General features: G+C 61.5%; 23 protein-coding genes and 1 pseudogene. 14 read left to right on the forward strand and 10 right to left on the reverse strand.

Going from position 1 to position 21,122, the window contains the following annotated elements:
• The 7 genes and pseudogenes from AB7I51_RS13015 to AB7I51_RS13045 form a co-directional block, all read left to right on the forward strand.
• Positions 1 to 114: pseudogene (locus AB7I51_RS13015) on the forward strand (IS5/IS1182 family transposase); the annotation flags it as partial.
• Positions 115 to 428: 314 nt separating this feature from the next.
• Positions 429 to 2,339 (forward strand): extracellular solute-binding protein, encoded by a 1,911-nt coding sequence (locus AB7I51_RS13020; RefSeq protein ID WP_428404631.1) that lies wholly within the window; start codon positions 429 to 431, stop codon positions 2,337 to 2,339.
• A gap of 4 nt (positions 2,340 to 2,343) precedes the next feature.
• Complete coding sequence (locus AB7I51_RS13025; RefSeq protein WP_428404632.1) at positions 2,344 to 3,456, forward strand: microcin C ABC transporter permease YejB; 1,113 nt, start codon at positions 2,344 to 2,346, stop codon at positions 3,454 to 3,456.
• Entirely contained in the window at positions 3,456 to 4,625 is a 1,170-nt protein-coding gene (locus AB7I51_RS13030; protein WP_428404633.1) for an ABC transporter permease, read from the forward strand. Before AB7I51_RS13025 ends, AB7I51_RS13030 begins: the two co-directional genes overlap by 1 nt.
• Positions 4,626 to 4,691: 66 nt before the next feature.
• A complete protein-coding gene (locus tag AB7I51_RS13035) occupies positions 4,692 to 4,919 on the forward strand; it encodes a hypothetical protein (protein WP_409980963.1) in 228 nt (75 codons plus the stop codon).
• Between the two features lies 1 nt (position 4,920).
• Positions 4,921 to 5,388, forward strand: coding sequence for a type II toxin-antitoxin system VapC family toxin (locus AB7I51_RS13040; RefSeq protein WP_428404634.1), 468 nt, complete (start codon positions 4,921 to 4,923; stop codon positions 5,386 to 5,388).
• A 5-nt stretch (positions 5,389 to 5,393) separates the two neighbouring features.
• Entirely contained in the window at positions 5,394 to 7,043 is a 1,650-nt protein-coding gene (locus tag AB7I51_RS13045) for an ABC transporter ATP-binding protein (protein WP_428404635.1), read from the forward strand.
• Here the strand turns inward: AB7I51_RS13045 and AB7I51_RS13050 are convergent.
• From AB7I51_RS13050 to AB7I51_RS13060, 3 genes are read right to left on the reverse strand one after another with little or no spacing between them, the layout of a single operon-like run.
• Positions 7,026 to 7,535: a MaoC/PaaZ C-terminal domain-containing protein gene (locus AB7I51_RS13050; protein ID WP_428404636.1), complete on the reverse strand. Its 510-nt coding sequence runs from the start codon at positions 7,533 to 7,535 to the stop codon at positions 7,026 to 7,028. The genes AB7I51_RS13045 and AB7I51_RS13050 overlap by 18 nt on opposite strands.
• A complete protein-coding gene (locus tag AB7I51_RS13055; RefSeq protein WP_428404664.1) occupies positions 7,532 to 8,401 on the reverse strand; it encodes a C40 family peptidase in 870 nt (289 codons plus the stop codon). Before AB7I51_RS13055 ends, AB7I51_RS13050 begins: the two co-directional genes overlap by 4 nt.
• Positions 8,398 to 9,786 (reverse strand): leucyl aminopeptidase family protein, encoded by a 1,389-nt coding sequence (locus AB7I51_RS13060; protein ID WP_428404637.1) that lies wholly within the window; start codon positions 9,784 to 9,786, stop codon positions 8,398 to 8,400. The genes AB7I51_RS13055 and AB7I51_RS13060 overlap by 4 nt, the downstream gene beginning before the upstream one ends.
• Before the next feature lie 308 nt (positions 9,787 to 10,094).
• Here AB7I51_RS13060 and AB7I51_RS13065 point away from each other — a divergent pair, with 308 nt between their 5' ends.
• From AB7I51_RS13065 to rpsI, 6 genes are all read left to right on the forward strand, one after another.
• The gene (locus AB7I51_RS13065) at positions 10,095 to 10,433 is read left to right on the forward strand and encodes a P-II family nitrogen regulator (RefSeq protein ID WP_428404638.1); all 339 of its coding nucleotides are present in this window, start codon (positions 10,095 to 10,097) and stop codon (positions 10,431 to 10,433) included.
• Between the two features lie 102 nt (positions 10,434 to 10,535).
• Positions 10,536 to 11,843, forward strand: coding sequence for an ammonium transporter (locus tag AB7I51_RS13070; RefSeq protein ID WP_428404665.1), 1,308 nt, complete (start codon positions 10,536 to 10,538; stop codon positions 11,841 to 11,843).
• A 347-nt stretch (positions 11,844 to 12,190) separates the two neighbouring features.
• Positions 12,191 to 12,820: a hypothetical protein gene (locus tag AB7I51_RS13075; RefSeq protein WP_428404639.1), complete on the forward strand. Its 630-nt coding sequence runs from the start codon at positions 12,191 to 12,193 to the stop codon at positions 12,818 to 12,820.
• Positions 12,774 to 13,289 (forward strand): cytidine deaminase, encoded by a 516-nt coding sequence (cdd, locus tag AB7I51_RS13080; protein ID WP_428404640.1) that lies wholly within the window; start codon positions 12,774 to 12,776, stop codon positions 13,287 to 13,289. The genes AB7I51_RS13075 and cdd overlap by 47 nt, the downstream gene beginning before the upstream one ends.
• Before the next feature lie 147 nt (positions 13,290 to 13,436).
• Positions 13,437 to 13,907: a 50S ribosomal protein L13 gene (gene rplM / locus AB7I51_RS13085; RefSeq protein ID WP_428404641.1), complete on the forward strand. Its 471-nt coding sequence runs from the start codon at positions 13,437 to 13,439 to the stop codon at positions 13,905 to 13,907.
• Between the two features lie 2 nt (positions 13,908 to 13,909).
• On the forward strand, positions 13,910 to 14,389 hold the full coding sequence (gene rpsI, locus AB7I51_RS13090; RefSeq protein ID WP_428404642.1) for a 30S ribosomal protein S9: 480 nt from the start codon (positions 13,910 to 13,912) through the stop codon (positions 14,387 to 14,389).
• 63 nt (positions 14,390 to 14,452) lie between these two features.
• Here rpsI and AB7I51_RS13095 read toward each other — a convergent pair whose 3' ends face one another.
• The 6 genes from AB7I51_RS13095 to AB7I51_RS13120 form a co-directional block, all read right to left on the reverse strand.
• The gene (locus tag AB7I51_RS13095) at positions 14,453 to 14,803 is read right to left on the reverse strand and encodes a hypothetical protein (RefSeq protein ID WP_428404643.1); all 351 of its coding nucleotides are present in this window, start codon (positions 14,801 to 14,803) and stop codon (positions 14,453 to 14,455) included.
• Between the two features lie 78 nt (positions 14,804 to 14,881).
• Positions 14,882 to 16,159 carry an MFS transporter gene (locus tag AB7I51_RS13100; RefSeq protein WP_428404644.1) on the reverse strand — a complete coding sequence of 426 codons (1,278 nt, stop codon included), beginning with the start codon at positions 16,157 to 16,159 and terminating at the stop codon, positions 14,882 to 14,884.
• 65 nt (positions 16,160 to 16,224) lie between these two features.
• On the reverse strand, positions 16,225 to 17,574 hold the full coding sequence (locus tag AB7I51_RS13105) for a peptide MFS transporter (RefSeq protein ID WP_428404645.1): 1,350 nt from the start codon (positions 17,572 to 17,574) through the stop codon (positions 16,225 to 16,227).
• Between the two features lie 78 nt (positions 17,575 to 17,652).
• The gene (locus AB7I51_RS13110; protein ID WP_428404646.1) at positions 17,653 to 18,117 is read right to left on the reverse strand and encodes a flavodoxin family protein; all 465 of its coding nucleotides are present in this window, start codon (positions 18,115 to 18,117) and stop codon (positions 17,653 to 17,655) included.
• A gap of 9 nt (positions 18,118 to 18,126) precedes the next feature.
• Positions 18,127 to 18,312, reverse strand: coding sequence for a hypothetical protein (locus tag AB7I51_RS13115; RefSeq protein WP_428404647.1), 186 nt, complete (start codon positions 18,310 to 18,312; stop codon positions 18,127 to 18,129).
• A 226-nt stretch (positions 18,313 to 18,538) separates the two neighbouring features.
• Positions 18,539 to 18,742, reverse strand: coding sequence for a DUF1289 domain-containing protein (locus AB7I51_RS13120; RefSeq protein WP_428404648.1), 204 nt, complete (start codon positions 18,740 to 18,742; stop codon positions 18,539 to 18,541).
• A gap of 93 nt (positions 18,743 to 18,835) precedes the next feature.
• Here AB7I51_RS13120 and argC point away from each other — a divergent pair, with 93 nt between their 5' ends.
• Positions 18,836 to 19,747, forward strand: coding sequence for an N-acetyl-gamma-glutamyl-phosphate reductase (gene argC / locus AB7I51_RS13125; RefSeq protein WP_428404649.1), 912 nt, complete (start codon positions 18,836 to 18,838; stop codon positions 19,745 to 19,747).
• 62 nt (positions 19,748 to 19,809) lie between these two features.
• On the opposite strand, the gene AB7I51_RS13130 is transcribed toward argC, so the two are convergent.
• Positions 19,810 to 20,886 carry a transglycosylase SLT domain-containing protein gene (locus AB7I51_RS13130; RefSeq protein ID WP_428404650.1) on the reverse strand — a complete coding sequence of 359 codons (1,077 nt, stop codon included), beginning with the start codon at positions 20,884 to 20,886 and terminating at the stop codon, positions 19,810 to 19,812.
• Between the last annotated feature and the right edge of the window lie 236 nt (positions 20,887 to 21,122).

Genomic DNA, 21,122 nt, shown 5'->3' on the forward strand with positions numbered 1-21,122 from the left:
CGAAGGCTAGTAAAAGACTATGAGCGTTATGCCGAGACCTTGGCAGGATTCCACGTAGTCGCCTTCGTCTGCCTCATGCTCAAACGCGCCGCAAACATCATGCAAGGTGCATAACACCCTCTAGGCCCAAACGCGAATATGCGCCAATCTGCGGTTTCCGACAAGGACTTGCCCGGAACGTCCAAGCTTAATCAAATCAAGCGTTTCCTCCTCCGCTCACCGGAGCGGCTACTACAGGTCGCAAGACAAAATTTAAACTTAGACACTGCCCATTTTTCAAGTCCTCTGGCGCGCTTGTCGCGCATTTTGCTAGAAATCGCCAACGCAACCTGAAGGCTCAAAAAGCGCCGCTAGCGAAGCCGCCAAAAACCGACATAATGCGGCTCGCTGACGGCGGCCGGCCGCGCCCTCTCCACCTGAGGTCACTTTTGGCTCATTCCAAGATCGTCGATCTAACGCGCATTCGTCTGTCTCGCCGTTCTTTCATCGGCGCCGGCGCCGCCGCCCTGGCCGCTCCGGGCGCTCTGGCAAAGACAGCAACGCCAGCCCCCGCCGACAACCGTTTTGGCCCTCTCGCGAAGGGCGAAATCGAGAGCCACGGCCTCTCGACCTTTGGCGACCTCGGCGAGCCCGCCGACTTCAAGCATTTCGGCTATGTCAATCCGAAAGCCCCCAAGGGCGGAACCTTGGCGCTGTCGCCGGCAAGCCCGACTTACGACAGTTTCAACGCCTATATTCTGCGCGGCAATCCGGCGACCGGAATGTCGCTCGTCTTCGACAGCCTGATGAACCAGAGCCTCGATGAACGCGACGCCTATTACGGTCTCGTCGCCAAGAAGGTGCGCATCTCGCCCGACAAGCTCACCTACGCGTTCCTCTTGCGTAAAGAGGCGCGCTTTCACGACGGCTCGCCGCTGACGGCGCATGACGCGGCCTTTTCGCTCAATATCCTCAAGAGCAAGGGCCATCCCGTCATCAGCCAGATGCTGCGCGATCTCGTCAGCGCAGAAGCCGAGGCGGACGACATTCTTGTCGTGCGCTTCGCTCCCGAACGCACCCGCGATCTGCCGGTAAGCGTCGTCGGTCAGCCGATCTTCTCTCGCGCCTATTATAAAGACCGGGACTTTGAAGCGACGACGCTGGAGCCGCCGCTCGGCTCGGGGCCCTATAAGGTCGGCGGCTTCGAGCAAGGACGCTACATCGCCTATGATCGCAATCCCGACTATTGGGCGAAAAATCTGCCGATCGCGCTCGGCCAAGGCAATTTCGACGTTATCCGCTTTGAATATTTCGGCGACAGCCAAGTGGCCTTCGAGGCGTTCAAGGCCGGCGCCTTCACCGAGCGCGAGGAAAACATCGCCCGCGTCTGGGCGACCGGCTATGACTTTCCCGCCTTCAAGGAAGGACGCGTCAAGCGAACGACGACGCCCAACAACAACATTCCGCAGATTCAGGGATGGTTCTTCAATACGCGTCGCAAGAAATTCAGCGACCCGCGCGTGCGCGAAGCGATCGGCTACGCCTTCGACTATGAATGGACCAGCCGCAATCTGATGTATGACGCCTATAAGCGCATCTCATCCTATTTCGAAAATTCCGATCTTGAAGCCAAGGGCCTGCCAAGCGAACAGGAAAAGGCGCTGCTCGAACCCTATCGCGCCGATCTTCCCGCGGAAGTTTTCGGCGAACCTTTCGTCGCGCCCGTCTCCGACGGCACCGGACAGGACCGCGTTCTGCTCAAAAAGGCCAATGATCTTTTTGTCGCTGCCGGCTGCACGCGTCAGGACGGCGTCTTGCGCTTGCCTGACGGGACGCCGCTCGAATTCGAATTTCTCGACAATTCCAACGTCTTCGAGCGCCACACGCAGCCTTTCATCAAGAATTTGAAGCTTCTCGGCGTCAATGCGCATATCCGCATCGTCGACGCCGCGCAATATAAACAGCGCCTTGAGGATTTTGACTTCGATATCGTGCACGACGTGCTGATGATGGCCTGGAATCCTGGCGAGGAGCTTCGCGCCTATTTCAGCTCGAAGACCGCCAATGTTCCAGGTTCGCGCAATCTCGCGGGCGTCTCCAATCCGGCGATCGACGCGCTGGTCGAGAAGGCGCTCCAGGCGCAAACCCGCGAAGAGCTCATCATCTGCTGCCGGGCGCTCGATCGGGCGCTACGCGCCCAGCGCTACTGGATTCCGCATTGGTACAATCCCGTGCATCGTTTCGCCTATTGGGATTTGTTTGGACAGCCCGAGCGCGCGCCGAAGTTCGACACCGGCGTGTTGTGGACCTGGTGGTGGGACGAAGAGAAAGCGCGCAAGATCAACTTTACGGGACGCTAGACGCATGGGAGCCTATATCGCCCGCCGCGTGCTGCTGATGATCCCCACGATCCTCGGCATCATGCTCATCTCTTTCGCGATCGTGCAGTTCGCGCCGGGCGGTCCGGTCGAACGCATCATCGCGCAGCTGCAAGGCTTCGATGTCGGCGCCACGGGTCGCTTTTCCGGCGGCGGCGGCGACGTCGGACAGGGCGGCGCGAGCCAGACCGGCACGATGGCGGCGGAATCCGCCGCGAAATATCGCGGCGCTCAGGGGCTCGATCCGAAATTCATCGCGGAACTCGAAAAGCAGTTCGGCTTCGACAAGCCGGCCTGGGAGCGGTTCTTGTTGATGGTGAAGAATTACGCGATGTTCGATTTCGGTCGCAGCTATTTTCGCGACGAAAGCGTTATCAAGCTCATTGGCGAAAAGCTTCCCGTCTCGATTTCGCTTGGTCTGTGGATGACGCTTCTCTCTTATTCGATATCGATTCCGCTCGGCATCGCCAAGGCGGTGCGCGACGGCACGAAATTCGACATGTGGACGTCGAACGCCGTCATCATCGGCTATGCGATTCCAAGTTTTCTGTTCGCGATGCTGCTGATCGTGCTCTTCGCGGGCGGCTCGTTCTGGCAGATATTCCCGCTGCGCGGCCTCACCTCGGACGATTTCTGGCAACTGTCGCTGATCGGCAAAGTGAAGGATTATCTGTGGCATATCGTCCTGCCGGTCACCGCGATGACGCTCGGCGCCTTCGCCACGCAGACCTTTCTGACGAAGAATTCGTTCCTCGACGAAATCCGCAAGCAATATGTCCAGACGGCGCGCATGAAGGGCCTGACCGAGCGGCGCGTGCTCTACGGCCATGTGTTTCGCAACGCCATGCTGATCGTCATCGCCGGCTTCCCCGGCGCTTTCGTTCATGCCTTCCTTACCGGCTCGGTGCTGATCGAAACGATCTTCTCGCTTGACGGACTTGGCTATCTCTCCTTCGAGAGCATCGTCAACCGCGACTATCCCGTTGTTTTCGCCAATCTATATATATTCGCGCTGCTCGGACTCGTGGTGAATCTCATTTCCGATCTCACCTACACCTGGATCGATCCGCGCATCGATTTCGAAACGCGCGAGGTGTGATGGCGAACGCAGCGATCGAAGCAAATTCTCATCTGGCCCCGCCCATCCATCGCGAAGGGTGGCTGCGGCTCACGCCGCTCGACCGGCGCCGCCTCGAAAGTTTCAAGGCGAACAAGCGCGGCTATTGGTCTTTCTGGATTTTCATGACGCTCTTCGTCATGTCGCTTGGCTCGAATTTCCTGGCGAACGACCGCCCAATTCTGGCATGGTACAAGGGCGAGTTGCTGTTTCCGGCCTTCGTCTCCTATCCGGAAGAAAAATTCGGCGGCTTTCTTGCCCGCACCGATTACCGCGATCCCGTCATCGCCGACGAGATCAAGGCGCATGGCTGGATGCTCTGGCCGCCGATCCGCTTCTCCTATGACACGCATAATCTGGAGCTGCCGACGCCGGCGCCCTCGCCGCCGACCTGGATGCTGACGCAAAAGCAATGCGAGGTCGCGGCGGCCAAGGGTCTGCGGCCGGGCCAGCCAAATCGCGGCTGCGCGGCGCTCGAATATAATTGGCTCGGCACCGACGATCAGGGCCGCGACGTCGTCGCCCGCCTGCTGTACGGATTTCGAATCTCGGTGCTGTTCGGCCTGATCCTGGCGACCATCTCCTCGATCGTCGGCGTCGCCGCCGGCGCGATTCAGGGCTATTTCGGGGGACGCGTCGATCTCGTGTTTCAGCGCTTCATCGAAGTCTGGTCGTCGCTGCCGCAACTCTATCTGCTGATCATCATTTCATCCTTCCTGACGCCGGGCTTTTTCGTGCTGCTCGGCATTCTACTGCTCTTTTCATGGGTCTCGCTGGTGCATGTCGTTCGCGCCGAATTCCTGCGCGCCCGCAATTTCGAATATGTCAACGCGGCGCGGGCGCTCGGGCTCAGCAATTTCCGGATCATCGTGAGGCATCTCCTGCCCAACGCCACCGTGGCGACGCTGACCTTTCTGCCCTTCATTCTCAATTCGTCGATCACGACGCTGACGGCGCTGGATTTTCTAGGATTTGGCCTGCCGCCGGGCTCGCCCTCGCTTGGCGAACTGTTGCTGCAGGGAAAATCCAATCTGCAGGCGCCTTGGCTCGGACTGACCGGCTTCGCCATCATCGCGCTGATGCTGTCGCTCCTGGTCTTTGTCGGCGAAGCGGTCCGCGACGCCTTCGATCCGAGGAAGAATTTCCGGTGAGGACGTGTTAAAAGCTTCTGGCCAGCCTCGTCATCGTCCGCGAGGGACGCTAACGGAGACGAAGCGATGAACAAGATCGTCAAGCTGCACTATCCGGCGGCAAAACTACCCGAGGAACTTCGCGTCGGCATCGATCCGAACGCGGAAGTGACGATCACCGTGGAAACTGAAGAGCAACCGGAACGGATAATGTCCCTTGAAGAAATGTTCGCGATGCGTCGTGACGTTTATGCTTCAATGGATGAAGTAATCGCGCATATCGACGCGATCCGGGAAGAGCGGGGCTCACTATAACTTGTCTGCTCCGCTCGTTTATATCGACACGAACGCTTTCATCAAGGGCTTCGAATTTTCAGCCGAACAGGCAAAGCCCGTGCAGGATTTGCTGGCGGCATTGCGCGACAGCCCGCGCTTTGCCGTGACAAGCGAACTTACGCTCGCGGAATTGCGTGCTCCAGCTTTACGCGAAGACGCTTTCCCGCTTCCGGTCAGGCGACCGCTTTACCTTAACCTGCTGGTCAGCAGTCAGCTGATTGATTTGCGCCCTGTCACACGAGACGTGCTTATGGATACCGCTGATCTTCGTCAGGCCGCGCCGCATCGTTTGCTCGACGCGATACACATCGTGACGGCGGTTCAGACAGGATGCGCCTATTTTCTGACTGGCGACAGACGCATCAGGACGCCGGCAGGCATGTCGATCGTCTACCCTGATCAGGAGGGAGTCGATCGGATTCTCGCCGACTGGTCTGGAGGGGCGTAGCGCCGATGAAAATCGTAGAAGCAATTCCCTCCCCCCTCCTCGACGTTCGCGATCTCTCGGTCTCCTTTCGGCAAGGCGGGCGCGAGACCAAGGCGGTCGATCGCGTCTCCTTCTCGCTCGAGCGCGGCAAGACTCTCGCGCTCGTCGGCGAGTCCGGCTCCGGCAAGTCGATCAGCGCGCTCTCCATCGTGCGCCTCCTTCCTCCCGGCGCAATGGCGTCGGGAAAGGCGCTGTTCGATGGCGAAGACTTGCTCGGGATCGACGACCATCGGCTGCGTGCGGTGCGCGGCGCGCGCATCACCATGGTGTTTCAGGAGCCGATGACGTCGCTCAATCCGTTGCAGACGATCGAGCGGCAGATCGCGGAGATTCTCGAACTGCATGGCATGCGTGGCGAAGACGCCGTGCGCGGACGGGTTGTCGAGCTTCTCGGCGAAGTCGGCATCCCCGACCCTCGGGCCCGCCTCAACGCCTATCCGCATCAACTCTCCGGCGGCCAGCGCCAGCGCGTCATGATCGCCATGGCGCTCGCCAACAAGCCCGATCTCCTCATCGCCGACGAGCCGACGACGGCGCTCGACGTCACCGTGCAGGCGCAGATTCTGGCGCTGCTGGAGCGCCTGCAAGAAACCTACGGCATGGCGATGCTGTTCATCACCCATGACCTCCAGCTCGTGCGCCGGTTCGCCGATACGGTCTGCGTCATGCAGAAAGGCCACATCGTCGAGCAGGGCGATGTCGAAACGGTCTTCTCATCGCCTCAGCATCCCTACACCAAGGCGCTGCTCACGGCGGAGCCCAAGGGCGCGCCAATCGTCGAAAACAGTGAAGCGCGCGTCGTCGCCTCGGCCGACGAACTGCGCGTCTGGTTTCCGATCAAGCGCGGCTTCATGCGTAAGACGGTGGGATATGTGAAGGCGGTCGACGGCGTCACCGTCGAGGTGCGCGAAGGCGCCACGGTTGGCGTTGTCGGCGAATCAGGCTCCGGCAAGACGACGCTGGCGCTCGCCATGCTGCGGCTCATCCGCTCGGATGGGCCGGTCGTTTTCTTGGGACAGCGCATCGACGGCAAGAGCGTCAACGATATGCGCGCGCTCCGGCGCGACATGCAGATCGTGTTTCAGGACCCATATGGCTCGCTCTCGCCGCGCATGTCGGTGGCGGAAATCGTCGCCGAGGGGCTCACTGTCCAGCGGCCCGACCTCACCCTCGACCAGCGCCGCGAAATCGTCGCGCGCGCTTTGCAGGAAACCGGGCTCGATCCATCGACGATGGACCGCTATCCGCATGAATTTTCCGGCGGCCAGCGGCAGCGCATCGCCATCGCCCGCGCCATGGTGCTCGAACCCAAATTCGTGGTGCTCGACGAGCCGACCTCGGCGCTCGACATGTCGGTGCAGGCGCAGATCATCGACCTCTTGCGCGACCTCCAGCGCCGCCGCTCGCTCGCCTATCTGTTCATCAGCCATGATCTGCGCGTCGTGAAAGCGCTCGCCGCCCATCTCATCGTCATGCGCTACGGCAAGGTGGTCGAGGAAGGACCAGCGACGCAGGTGTTTGCCGAACCCAAGAGCGATTACACCCGCGCGCTCTTCGCGGCGGCCTTCCGCAATGAGGCGGCGCCGATTTCGGGCGATTCAGCCAACGGGAAATGACCCTGCAACTGGCGTTTCTCGTTTTGCGCTTGAAGCGGCGCGGCTCGGATCGCGGAAAGCCAGGATTTTGACGCTCTGCGTGAGAACGACTTCGTCACGCTGATTGTAGGTCATTATATTCATCGAAACAAAGCCGCGATCGACATGGCGGCGCGGAAAGACGATTCGTGTGACCTCGGCCTCGACGCGCAAGGAGTCGCCAGGCCGCACCGGCAGCTTCCACGCAATGTCCGCCTCGACGCCGATGACCGGGCCGGCCAAGGGCGGATCAGCGGACTCGATGAGGAGCTTGATGCTCAGCGCGCCGGTCTGCCAGCCGCTCGCGACAAGGCCGCCAAACATACTGTCCTTGGCGGCTTCTTCGTCGACATGAAAATACTGCGGATCGCTTTCGCGCGCGAAGCTGATGATGTCTTGCGCGCTGACCGTGACGCTCTTTGATCGCAGCCGCTGCCCGACGCGAAGATCGTCCAGATAGAGCTTCTTCGTCATCTTGCTTTGGCGCCTTCCTTCGGCAAGCGCTTCACGCTCGTCACCGGCCCGGCGCCCGCCGCCTCATTGCGCGCGCGCACGATGTCCAGCGGTTCGCTGGTGACCTGCATATGGGTGGCGTTGGCGTGAAGCAGCGTCGCGGCGTCGCGCATGACGCCGACATGGCCCTTCCAGAAGACGATGTCGCCGCGCATCAGCGGCGCGTCCGGCGCAAGCGGCGCGCCAAGCGCGGCCTCCTGCATGTCCGTGTCGCGCGGCGACTTGATCCCCGCCATCAGCAGCGACACTTGCACGAGCCCCGAGCAATCAACGCCGAGCCAGGATTTGCCGCCCCAGAGATAGGGCGCGCCGATGAACGTCTCGGCCACCGCGACGAAGTCGGGCGCCCGGGCGTCGCGTGGAACGAGATGTTTGCGATAGATGAATCCGAGTTCCGGCGTTACGCCAAATCCGTCGCGCTCTTCGGCGATCGCGACTTCGGCGCCGAGCGGCAGCGCGTTGAGCGGCGGCAATTTGATGTTCGGGCCCGGATAGATGAACGTCCGCGGCACGCAGACTCGATGCGTCGGCGCGCTCAATTCGCGCCACAAAGTATTCGCCGCGATCCAGCCGACGTAATTATCGCGCGCAAGCTGCGCCCAGGCCCAACCTTCCTCTTCGTCATAGACGGTGACGCGCTCGCCATGGAGCGCCTGGGTGTCGACGGCGGCGTCAGGACGCGGTTCGCGCCGAAGGTCGACGACGCAATCCCGCACCTCCATCGCCACCCCCTCAACGTAGCGGTCGGCGGTTACTCGGCCCTTGAGATAGGCCGCGGCGATTTCGGGACGCGCGGGCGTCAGCCGCCGGTCGAAATTGTCGCTCACGATTTCGTTTTCCATTGTTCGACGCGCGCCTCGATCAATTCATAGAGGAGGCGCGCCGCCTGCACCTCGCCGCCTTCCGGTCGGCCGGGCTTGGTCGACGGGTTCCAGCAATAGACGTCGAAATGCGCCCAGCGCGCAGGGTCGGCGATGAAACGCCTCAGAAACAGCGCGGCGGTGATCGAACCGGCGAAGGGACCGCTCGTCACATTGACGAGATCAGATATTTTGCCGTCGAGCCCTCCGTCGTACCTGTCCCACAACGGCATTCGCCATACCGGATCGTTCACGGCCGCGGCCTTCGCCGCGATTTCGCCCGCGAGCCCGTCATCGCCAGTATAAAACGGCGGAATTTCGGGCCCGAGGGCGACCCGCGCGGCTCCGGTCAGCGTGGCGAAATCGAACAGCAGATCGGGCGGCGTTTCGCTTGCATAGGCCAGCGCGTCGGCGAGAATTAATCTCCCCTCCGCATCGGTGTTGCCGATTTCGACGCTCAGCCCCTTGCGGCTGCGGTAGACGTCGCTGGTTCGAAACGCCGATGCCGAAATCGAATTTTCCACGATCGGCAGCAGCACGCGCAGTCGAATCGGCGTCGGTGCGTCGAGCAGCATCGCCGCGAGCGACAGAGCCGTCGCCGCGCCGCCCATATCCTTCTTCATCAGCGCCATCGCGCTCGATGGCTTGATGTCGAGCCCGCCGGTGTCATAACAGACGCCTTTGCCGACGAGCGTGACGCGCAGACCGTCTTCAGGTCCATGCTCCAATTCGACGAGTCTTGGCGCCTGAGCCGCCGCACGTCCGACGGCGTGAATCAAGGGGAAGTTTTCCGCAAGCAGCGCGTCACCGACAATGACGCGACTCTTGGCGCCGTGCTTCGCGCCAAGGGCGAGCGCGGCTTCGGCGAGCGCCTCCGGCCCCATGTCATTGGTCGGCGCATTAACGAGATCGCGCCCCAGGGCGACGGCGGCCGCAATGCGCTTTATACGCGCCCGGTCGACCCCCTGTGGCGCGCAAAGACGCGGCGCTTCATTCCTGCGGACCTTGTAGCGCGAGAAGGCATAGGTCGACAGAAGAAAGGCGAGCGCCGCCTGCTCTGGCGCGTCGACGCCTTCGCCAAGGCGATAAAGGCCTCTAGGCAACGCCGCCGCGAGTTTTCCGGCGAAAAACGGATCGCGCGCTTTCGGTTGCTTGCCCTCGGCCCCGAATAAGACCCGCGGCGCGCCGCCGACGTCCGGCGCAAAGAATATGGAGCCGGCTTTAGCCTCAAATCCAGCAAGGTTCGCAAGACGGGCTGTCGGTTCGGGAAGCTTTGCGCGGCGCTCGGGCCAGTCTTCCTTTGTGACGAAATCGATGGCGATCGCCTCTGGCGACCAATCTTCAAGCTTCATTCCTATCCGCCGCTTCCTCTACGCCAGGTTGATCCGCGCAAGGTCGATCAACCCCCGTCCTATGGGCGCCATCACAAAACCCGTAAACATGGCCGCTATCAAGCGCCACAACCTAAGGGCAGCCGCGGCCTATCTCACTTAGGATTACTATTTACGCATATTGCATAATAATTGGACAGATATCGCCTCAGCTCTGATCAGGCTCACGCCACCCAACGACAAGCAAAACGATTATTTTATGCGCATAATGGCACGCTGTTTGCTGAGTTGACGCTCACTTCGCCAAAGTTGAGGGCATGTCTGCGCAAATGAAGATCATCACGGCCGTTATCAAACCCTTCAAGCTCGACGAGGTGCGCGAGGCGCTGACGGAAATCGGCGTGCACGGCATGACCGCGACGGAAGCGAAAGGCTATGGCCGACAGAAGGGCCATGCCGAAATCTACCGCGGCGCGGAATATGTCGTTTCCTTCCTCCCTAAGCTTAAAATCGAAGTCGCGCTTCCCGACGCCCTCGTCGCTCGCGCCATCGAAGCGATCAGGCGCGCCGCCTACACCGGCCATATCGGCGACGGCAAAATCTTCGTCTTGCCGCTGGAGCGCGCGATGCGCATCCGCACCGGCGAAACCGACTCCGAGGCGCTGTAAGCGCTTTCCATCTTCAATCAGGATCAATCGATGCACAGCTCGTTCGCGCGCGGCCCGAGTAAGAATTTCCACATCCAGCATGGGGGCGACGGATTGCGCCGCATGATGTCGCGGGTGGCTGCCGCGCTGACGGCCTTCGTTGTCGCGCAACCCGCCTTCGCACAAGACAGTGCAGGCAAGATCGACGCCGCCGACACCGCCTTCATGATCGTGGCGACCGCGCTCGTGCTGATGATGACGCTGCCGGGCCTTGCGCTGTTTTACAGCGGCATGGTGCGCAAGAAGAATGTGCTCGCCACCATGGCGCAGAGCCTCATCGCCACCGCCCTCGTCTCGCTGCTTTGGATCGGCGTCGGCTACAGTCTCGCCTTCAGCGGCGACGGCGCTTACATCGGCGACGCTTCGCGGGCGCTGCTCGCGGGAATCGGGCTCGATACGGTGAGCCCCCTGGCGAAGACGATTCCCGAAATCCTGTTTATGATCTATCAGATGACCTTCGCGGTCATCACCTGCGCGCTGGTCGGCGGCTCGGTCGCCGAACGCATGAGGTTTTCCGCCTTCATGCTGTTTTGCGCGCTGTGGCTGTTCATCGTCTATGCGCCGTCCGCGCATTGGGTCTGGGGCGGCGGCTTCCTGCAGAAGATGGGCCTTCTCGATTTCGCCGGTGGAACGGTCGTGCACATCAATGCGGGCGTCGCCGGACTCGTCTGTGCGCTCATGCTCGGCAACCGGGTCGGTTTTGGGCGGGAAAACCTGTCGCCCTTCGATGTCTCGCTCGCCGTGATCGGCACGGGACTGCTGTGGGTCGGCTGGTTCGGCTTTAACGGCGGCTCGGCGCTTGCCGCCAATTCGCGCGCGGTCTTCGCGATCGTCGCGACACATCTCGCCGCCTGCGCCGGCGCTCTCGTGTGGAGCGGGCTGGAATGGCTCCAGCGCGGCAAGCCTTCGGTGCTCGGCGTCGTGTCGGGCGCCGTCGCCGGACTCGGCACGATCACGCCGGCCTCGGGCTATATCCTGCCCTGGCAAGGCGTCGTCATCGGGTTGATCGCCGGCGGCGTCTGCTACTGGTTCTGCACCGTGGTGAAATACCGGCTGCGTTACGACGACACGCTCGACGTTTTCGGCGTGCATGGCGTCGGCGGCGTCATGGGCACGCTGCTCGCCGGCGTCTTCGCGACGCGCGCGATCACCGCGTCGGAGGGCGATCCCGGCGTCGCCGGTCTGCTGGAAGGCGACCCGCATCAGCTGCTCGTGCAGGCGATCGGCGTCGGCGTCACCATCGTCTGGTGCGTGGTGGGCACCTTGGCGTCGCTCAAAATCGTCTCATTGGTCACATCGCTGCGCGTCAATTCCGACGACGAGCGCGAGGGCCTCGACATCGCCCTGCATGGCGAAGCGCTGCATCAGTAGCTTCGCCGAAGCTCCAGGCGAAGTTTGCAAAGCTCGGATGAGCGATTCTCGACTGGCGCGATTGGGTTGCATCGCGGGTTAACTGGCGAAACCAAAAGGCTCCTTCCATATCGATCGGCGCGCGGCGCGAACTGCATTGGCGCCCTAACGCCGACGAATGGCAATATCGAATCAGGGGCAAGCGCCCTCGGTCCCGCCGACATCGGCAATGAGATGCGCAGCAACGGGCGTCATGCGGGGATAGCCGCGCGCCTTGTTCTAACGTCAGAAACATCGGCTTTTCCCTGGCTAATCTCGTGCGTTTCGGTATCTTTTTTGGCCGATTTCAAACGACCGAGAATTCGACCATGGACCTTTTGCTGAAAGTCTTCGCCGAAATGCTTCAATCTCTCGTTACATGCATCGACGTATGCGTGCATGAACCAACGCGCTGGTTGTGGTCGCTGATTGCGGAAGCCTTCACGCCGGAGCCTGACATCGACCAGAAAGTCGCCAAATTTTGCAAGGACGGGTCAGGCGGTCTGTCCAATAGGGAGTTGCTCGACAAGCTTTATTTCTTCTTGGGCATATTGGACAGCAAAGCTGCGGCGCTCATGCAGTACGACGGCATCATCTTGGCCGTCGCCGGAATTATCATCCAGTCGCACATCGAGAACGCGAGCCTGTTGAACGCGATCAAATACGCAACCTATTGCACGATCGTTTCAATATTGTTCTGCTTGCCGGTGGTTGGGGTTTTTTGGCGCTTTCTCGCCTTCGTCAAACCCGGCTGCAGCGATCCGCTCGCCGTCGAACTGCATAAAATCAAGCGTATTCTCAAAATGCGCGAATTCGCTTATCAGGTCGCCTGGTGGCTGGCGGTGGTCGCCGGCGTCATGTTGCTGCTTAATGTGCAAGGTCTTATCGACCTAGCGAAAAAGGATGCCGACCATGCGGCCTCAGCCTCAGGCTCAGCCAAAATCGAAAACGTCAGATGAATTGGACCCGCAAGATCGGGCCCTGTTAGAGGAAGCCGCCGAGGCAGCCGAAACCGCCTATGCCCCCTATTCAAAATTTTCGGTTGGAGCCGCCGTCAGAACTCGATCAGGCAAAACGTATAAAGGCTCAAATCTCGAAAATGCCGCCTATGGCGTGGCAATGTGCGCCGAAGTCGCCGCACTGACGGCGGCGAATACCGCCGGGGATTTCGATGTCGTGGCGATCGCCGTCCTCGGTCACCCGGCCGGCGAGCCCACGCGCGGCCATGACATCGTGACTCCTTGCGGTCGGTGCCGCCAGATGATCTATGAAGCCTCTTGGGTCTCGGACCACGACGTGCGGGTGATCTGCGCCAATGGCGACGGCTCGAAAGTAAATACTTGGAAAATTTCCGAACTCCTCCCGAGCGGATTTGGCCCCTCCACGCTCGGGATCGACGTTAAGCGATTCCGGAAGGCCAGCGAATAATATGGTTTTATAATACCACACGATGAAGGCACCAGGTTTTCAGGGAGAAATCCGGCATTGGTAATATGCGATTTCTCTTGACCTGCCCCTTCCCATCCCCTATCCCCTCCCCATCCGAACGCACCGTTCAAACGGAATTTCCATCGCATGTACGGCAAAACCTATTCGGCGAAACCCGCCGACATCGAAAAGAAATGGGTGCTGATCGACGCCTCCGGGCTCGTCGTCGGCCGCCTCGCCTCGCTCATCGCGCTGCGACTGCGCGGCAAGCACAAGGCGAGTTTCACGCCGCATATGGACGATGGCGACAACATCATCGTCATCAACGCCGACAAAGTGGTGCTGACCGGCCGCAAGCGCGACCAGAAGGTCTATCATCACCACACCGGCTTCCCCGGCGGCATCAAGGAGCGCTCGGCGAAGTTTCTTCTTGAGGGGCGCTTCCCTGAGCGCGTTCTCGAAAAGGCCGTGCAGCGCATGCTGCCGCGCGGGCCCTTGGGCCGCAAGCAGCTCGGCAATCTGCGCGTCTATAAGGGCGCCGAACATCCGCATGAGGCGCAGAGCCCACAGGCGCTCGACGTCGCCGCCCTGAACGCCAAGAATAGCCGGAGCGCCTGATCATGGCCGAGACCACTCTTTCCTCGCTTTCCGATCTGCAGTCGGCCGGCGCCCCGGCGCCGGAAGCGCCGCACTATGTCCAGAAGCTCGACAAGCAGGGCCGCGCCTACGCCACCGGCAAGCGCAAGAACGCCGTCGCGCGCGTGTGGGTGAAGCCCGGCCCCGGCAAGATCACTGTCAACGGCCGCGACATCGAGGCCTATTTCGCGCGTCCGGTGCTGCGGATGATCCTCGCGCAGCCGCTCGTCGTCGCCAAGCGCACCGGTCAATATGACCTCGTCGTTTCGGTCGCCGGCGGCGGACTTTCGGGACAGGCCGGCGCGGTGCGTCACGGCCTCGCCAAGGCGCTGACCAATTACGAGCCGGAGCTGCGTCCCGCGCTCAAAAAGGAAGGGTTCCTCACCCGCGACTCCCGCGTGGTCGAGCGCAAGAAATACGGCAAGCGCAAAGCCCGCCGCAGCTTCCAGTTCTCGAAGCGCTAAGCTTCGCCCTTTCATGGCAAAATTTCAAAGCGGCGCTTCGGCGCCGCTTTTGTTTTTGGGGGGTCAGTAGACGCAAATCTTGAAGTCGTCGCCAACCCAGCAAGCGGGATCGGATTTGGAACGCTTCGCTTCTCCCCAACGGGAATTGATCCCGTCGCGGGTCAGTCCGCGCACTTCAGCGACGCCCGGCGAAACGATGGCGACGCTGATCAGCGTCGCGCCGCCAAATGCGGGCTTGCCAACTGGCGTAATCGAAAAGCTGCCGCCATCCTCAGCCGAAAAATCGCACTTCCCCTGATGGGGCGGCGATCCGGCGCCGACGACGACGCATCTTGCGGATCGCGCGACCGCGTCCTCGAGCAAAAGTTGCTGCGCCATAACCATCGAAACAATCAAAACCGCAATTCTCTTCATGAAAGTCTCCCGTCGTAGGTCCGCCGCAGGCGCCAATCTCAATCAACAATCGTTGAACGCCATGGTTCAATGCGGCGGTCATTCGAGATCCGACTCCCTATGTCTTTCGTGCAGAGCCGCGACGCCAACGACGCCCGCACTGGCGCCGAAGATGAGATAGAAGGCGGGCGCGACAGGCGTGTCGAAAAAGCCGATCAACCACGCGACGATAAACGGGGCGAAGCCGCCAAAGATCATCACGGCGATATTGTAGGGGATTGCAAGGCCCGCGGAACGCATATGCGTGGGAAACTGCTCCGCGAGCGCCGTCGAAAACGCCCCGCAGATGCCCGACATCATGACGCAGAAGGCTATTTGCGCCAACGCCAGCGCCAAAGCCGACCGTTCCGACTGAAGCCAGACGTAGAGAGGATAAGCGCACAGCAGAAGCAAACCGTTCGACGCCAGCAGCAGCGGACGCCGGCCGACCACGTCGGAGAAAACGCCCATCAACGGCGTCAGCGCCATCAGCAGCAGGAGCGCGGGCGCTTGGGCAAGGAAGGATTGTTCAAGAGTCAATCCCATCTCGGTCTTTGCATAGGTCGGCATATAGACGAGGATCACGTAGAATGAGATGGTCGTGCCGATCGTGGCGACGAAACAGACGAGCAGCCTCTCGCCGCGCCGGCGGATCAGTTCGACAAACGCCTCCTGCGCGCCGCACGCCCTTGCCGTGGCCTTGAAAGCCGGCGTTTCGTCGAGATGATGTCGGATATAGAATCCGACGGGGCCAATCAGCAGACCCGCGAAAAACGGCAGTCGCCACGCCCACTCATTCACCGCATCCACCGAGAAAAGGCTCGTCACGACGATGCCCGCCAGCGTCGCGAGCAGGATCGAAAGCGCCTGCCCGAATACTTGCAGTGAGCCGTAGAAACCACGCCGGCCACGGGGCGCCATCTCAATGAGAAAGCAGGTCGAGCTGGAGTATTCTCCACCAGTCGCAAATCCCTGCAGCAAGCGGCCGGTGACGATAAGCAGAGGGGCAAAAACGCCGATCTTCGCGTAGGTCGGCGTGAGCGCGATGACGGCCACCGCGGCGGTCATCGCGAACATGACGAGTTGCAGGGCCGCCTTACGGCCCTTGCGATCCGCGTAAAATCCGAAGAAGAGCGCGCCGAGCGGCCGCGTGCAGAAGCCGGCGCCGAAACTCGCGAGCGCCAGCAGCAGCGCCGCCGCGTCGTTGCCGCTCGGAAAGAATGCCTGCGCCAATACCGAAGCGAAAAAACCGTAGACGACGAAATCATACCATTCGAGCGCATTGCCGATGACGGCAGCCGCGACCTGCTGGGGAGCTGAGGCTTTCGGTGGGCGCATGGTCAGGCAAGTTCTCGATTGTCCGCGCACTGCGGTGTTGCGCTCGCGGCCGCAAGCGGAGACCGTTAGCGGGAAAACATGAGGTCGCCAAGCGGCCGCCGCGCGGCTTCGACGATCAGCGCGCCGATGACGCCAAGCGCGCCCATCAGCAAGAAGAAATTCGCGTTTGATAGGCTCGACCACAGGCTGCCGCACCATCCCGCAAGCAGATTGCCAAGAAACATCGAGGTAAACCAGACGCCCATCAGCGCCGAGCGCGACCCTTCAGGCGCGACATGCGACACAAGCGACAGCGCGATCGGCGAGAAGTGCAATTCCGAGACGGTAATGACGGCGAAATAGGCGAGCAGCCAGAGCCAGCTCGCTTTGCCGCCGTCGCTCGTCCAGGCCGCAAGCGACATGACGCCATAACTCGCGGCGACGCCAAGACAGCCAAGCGTCATTTTGCGGATCGTCGAAGGCTCGCGCCCGAACCGCGCCAGCCGCGCCCACAGCGCGACGAGCGGCGGCGTGAAGAGGAAAATCATCAGCGGATTGAACGCCTGAAACCAGGTCACCGGAAGATCGGCGCGCCATCCGAAGAAGTCGACGCCGCGGTCAGTGGATTGCGCCGCCCAAAGCGCGATCGTATTGCCCTGCTGCTCGAAGGCGGCCCAGAACAGCGCCGAAGGCGTAAAGAGCAGCATCAGCACGGCTAAGGACCGGCGAAACTGCGCGCGCGTCGGCGCCGTCGACGCGCGCCTTTCGCACGGCGGCGCCTCGCGCGGCAGATTCGGCAAACCGATCAAGTAAGTCACGAGGCCGATAACCATGCCGACGCCGGCGCAGGCGAACCCATAACGCCAGCCGATCGTCTCGCCGACGGTTCCGCAGACGAGCGGCGCGAAGAAGGTGCCGATATTGATTCCGACATAGAAGATCGAATAGGCGCGGTCTCGACGCGCGTCCTTCGGTGCGTATAGTTCGCCGACCTGAACCGAAATGTTCGGCTTGAAGAAGCCACAGCCGAGCGCGATGAGAAAGAGCGCAATCAGAAACATCCGATCGAAGGCCATCATGAAATGGCCGACGGCCATCAGCGCGGCGCCGATGACGATCATGCGCGTGCGTCCGAGCGCGCGATCGGCGACGAAGCCGCCGAGAATCGGGGTGAGATAAACGAGGCCCGTGTAGAGGCCATAGATTTGCGACGCGAAAGGCTGCGGACCGAGCGGACCGGAGATAGTTTCAAGCGCCTGCTTCAAGCCGTCGAGGCCCAACGCAACGTCCATCCGCTCCGGTGTCAACAGATATTCGACCATGTAGAGGACGAGCAGCGCCCGCATGCCGTAATAGGAGAAGCGCTCCCACATTTCGGAAGAAAAGAGAAAGGCGAGCCCGCGCGGATGGCCGAGAAAATCATCGCGTCGCTGCATGCGCTCCCGCCACACCAAGCCTTCGTTCCGCGCCGCTCGATCGCCCGCGCAGCTTCTATAGATGACGGCTCGATTCGCTCAAAAGACGCCTAGGCCGAGGCCAGCCGCAACTAGCATCCCCAATTCGTGGCAGGAATCGACAAAGTCCTCGCGCCATTCCCCACGGCAGATCAGCGGTTCATGGATCGCGCGCCAACGCAGGCCGGTCACGATCGTCTCGACGCCGCGCCGCGTGCCGGTTCCATCATGGCCGGCGCGAATATAGAGCGCATAGGGCAGGCCCTGGGCGCCCTCCAGCAGGGGATAGTAGCAGCGGTCGAAGAAATCCTTCAGCGCGCCGCTCATATAGCCAAGATTTTCGGTGGTTCCGAGAATGACCGCCTGCGCGGCGAGCACATGTTCGGGCGTCGTCAGAAAAGGGCTGAGCGCCTCGACCTCGACGCCTTCAATCTCGGGCCCCCGCGCGCCGGCGATGACCGCATCCCTCAGCCGCTCGGTGTTGCGCGAAGGCGCATGCGCAATGATCAGCAGGCGCTTTGGCAACGAATGCGGCTACCAGGGATGATATTCTTGCACGCTAATGACTTTCATGAAGATCGCCAGACCGATGAACGCCAGCATGACCAAGAGCGCGCTGTAGCCGATCACCGTATAGACCGACGCGTTATAGAGCGACTCCAAAAATCGCAGCGCATAGGCGCGCACCGCGCCGTCTCTCTCTTCGACCTGCTTCGCCATGACCGCTCCTCCTCTTGGAAGCGGGCGCGACTGAATTCGCCCTCAGCATAGGAAACTAGGCGCTTTTCGAACGACTACAATCTATCTTCCGTCATCATTTGACAACCGTGCGCCCGGCAATGGAGATCAAGCCATTGGAATCACTTAAAAATTTTCGACGGGGCAAACTGGAGCGACGCCGATCGCCGATGTCATCGGAATGTCGCGCCATGCCATAGGCCAAAGCTCAGTTCGCGCGTCGAAGCCGATATCGATCGCGTTCCTCTCGATCTCTCTCCGTTTGGCGCTTTTTCGCGCGTTCAATCACTGTCGCCTGTTGAGCTTCGGACATCGACGACCAGCCGGCGATCTCGGCGCGCGTGCGGCCGCAGCCGACGCAGATGTCGTCCCGATCGAGTTCGCAAATCTTTATGCACGGGCTGTCGATCATCGGCTCAACTTTGTAATGCGGCGCCCGTCAAAAACATGCCGGAGCCTCGCCTTCAATCTTTTTCTCTTCATTCAAACCGGCTAGATGCGGGCCATGACAACGAAGGTATTCATCGACGGCGACGCCGGCACCACCGGGCTCGAAATCCGCGAACGGCTCGCCGGGCGCTCGGACATCACGCTCCTCGCGCTCCCGCAGGAGAAGCGAAAGGACGTTGCCGCCAAGCGCGACATGCTCGCGTCCGTCGACATCGCCATCCTCTGTTTGCCGGACGACGCCGCAAAAGAAACCGTCGCGCTCTGCGACGCCATCGGCGGCGGCCCGAGGCTCCTCGACGCATCCACCGCCCACCGAGTCGCGCAAGGCTGGGTTTACGGGTTCCCGGAACTCTGCCAAGGCCAGGCGGCGGCGATCGCCGCAAGCCGGCGCGTCGCCAATGTCGGCTGCTATGCGACAGGGGCCATCGCGCTCCTTCGCCCGCTCGTCGACGCGAGACTCATTCGACCAGACCAGCCGCTGACGATCAACGCCGTCTCGGGCTATTCGGGCGGCGGTCGGCAGATGATCGAAGCCTATGAGAGCGGCAAGGCGCCGGCCTTCGAGCTTTACGCGCTTGGGTTCGAGCACAAACACCTGCCGGAAATCATGGCCTATTCAAAGCTTTCCGAGCGGCCGCTGTTCGTTCCCTCCGTCGGCAATTTCCGCCAGGGGATGCTCGTCTCGGTTCCGCTTGTGCTCGATGCCTTTCCCGGCAAGCCCAAAGCGCGAAACTTCGCGGACGCCTATGCGCGTCACTACGCCGGCGCGAAACACGTCCGGTTCAACGCAGCGCCGGAGAACGGCAAGCTCGACGCATTAGCGCTGAACGGGACCGACGACATGGAGGTCTTCGTCATCGCCAATGAAGCGCGCGGTCACGCTCTGCTCGTCGCCCGGCTCGACAATCTCGGCAAGGGCGCGGCCGGCGCGGCGGTGCAGAACCTCGATCTGATGATTGGGAAGTGAGCGATAGTGGGCGGTGAGCAGTGAGCAGAGCTAGTTACTACTCGCCACTCCCTACTCGCCGCTCACTCGGCATAGGCCGTCACGCCTCCAGGCAATTTCGCGACGACATCCTCATAGCGGCTGGTGCGCTTGTCCATCATCGTCTCGAAGGCCTCATGCACCTCTCGGACCGAGCGAACTTTTAGCCGGCGGCCCTGCTGCTCATAGAAGATCGGCTTATTGGCGCGCGCCGGCCTGGGCAGCAGCGCCGCCGCGGACGTATGCGGGGCCTCTTCCACGGTTTTCATGAATCGCTCGGCGTCGTCCGGACCGAGGAAGTGGATGAGATAGGTCTCGCCGGACGTCAACGGACGGCCGATCTTTTCGGCGATCCTGGCGCTGTCCTTCTTGAGCATTTCCGCGGCGAGAACGGCGGAGAGATAGGGATCGTTACGCAAATTGAGTATTTGCGCCCGCTTTTGACCGCTGACGCGCGTCGCGTCGTCGCCGGCGATCGCCGCCGCCGTCTCGCTGTGGCCGTGGCGCCAGCCGAAGGTTTTGACCGCCTTAAGCCAAGTCTTCTCGACAAATTGGAAGAGGCCGCTCGCCGATGACGTTCGCGCCTTCGCCGTCGAAGAAAAGTTCGACTCCTTGTCGGCGATGGCCATGAGCAGCGCCGGATCCATCTCGGTCGTTTGCGCCGCCTTGACGACGCGCTCGACGATCGACTGCTGCACCTTGACCGATCCGAAGCGAAGCATGCCGGGCGTCTCGGAGAAATTGTCGTCGTCGTCGAGACGATGCGACCAGGTGAGCGCCGCCTGCTCGATCGAAAAGTCGGAATCGAGGGCCGTTTCCTGGTCGTCGACGGCGTCCGTCGTGAGCGTGGTCAGCGGAGAGACGGCGACGCGCGAGCGCGTAGCGCGCGCGGTCCGCTCCGGGCGACGCGCGTCTTCGCGCTCTTGGGTCATCGCCAGCACGGCCAACACGGAAAGCAGCGTGGCGACGCTGAGCGCGCGCAACAGGGGAGAGCAGGATCGATCCAGCAGCAAATTCGACAATATCGCGCGGGGCGACCGATTCGACTGCCATCCAGGACGAGGCGACGCGACCTTTTCGTCCTTGGAAAGCTGCGGGGCGTTCGTCAGCGTGACCGTCATGCTTCGCGGGTTCTCCACAGTTACGCAAAGTTTGCGTAAACAGAAGGTTACCTGCGAGGCGGGGCAAAAGATCGACGGCCGGAGCCATGCTCGCGCCGCAATTGCGGCTGTGCGGCGACCGCGCCGTCGTTACAAATACAAATGTTTACATTGAGTTACTTGGATTGGCGCGCCAGCGCCGTCACATTGACGCCACCAGTCGCGCCGCAAACGCGCCGGCCCCGTCCCGAATCGGG

The sequence above is a fragment of the Methylocystis sp. genome (assembly GCF_050246715.1).
In the GTDB taxonomy this organism is placed as follows: domain Bacteria; phylum Pseudomonadota; class Alphaproteobacteria; order Rhizobiales; family Beijerinckiaceae; genus Methylocystis.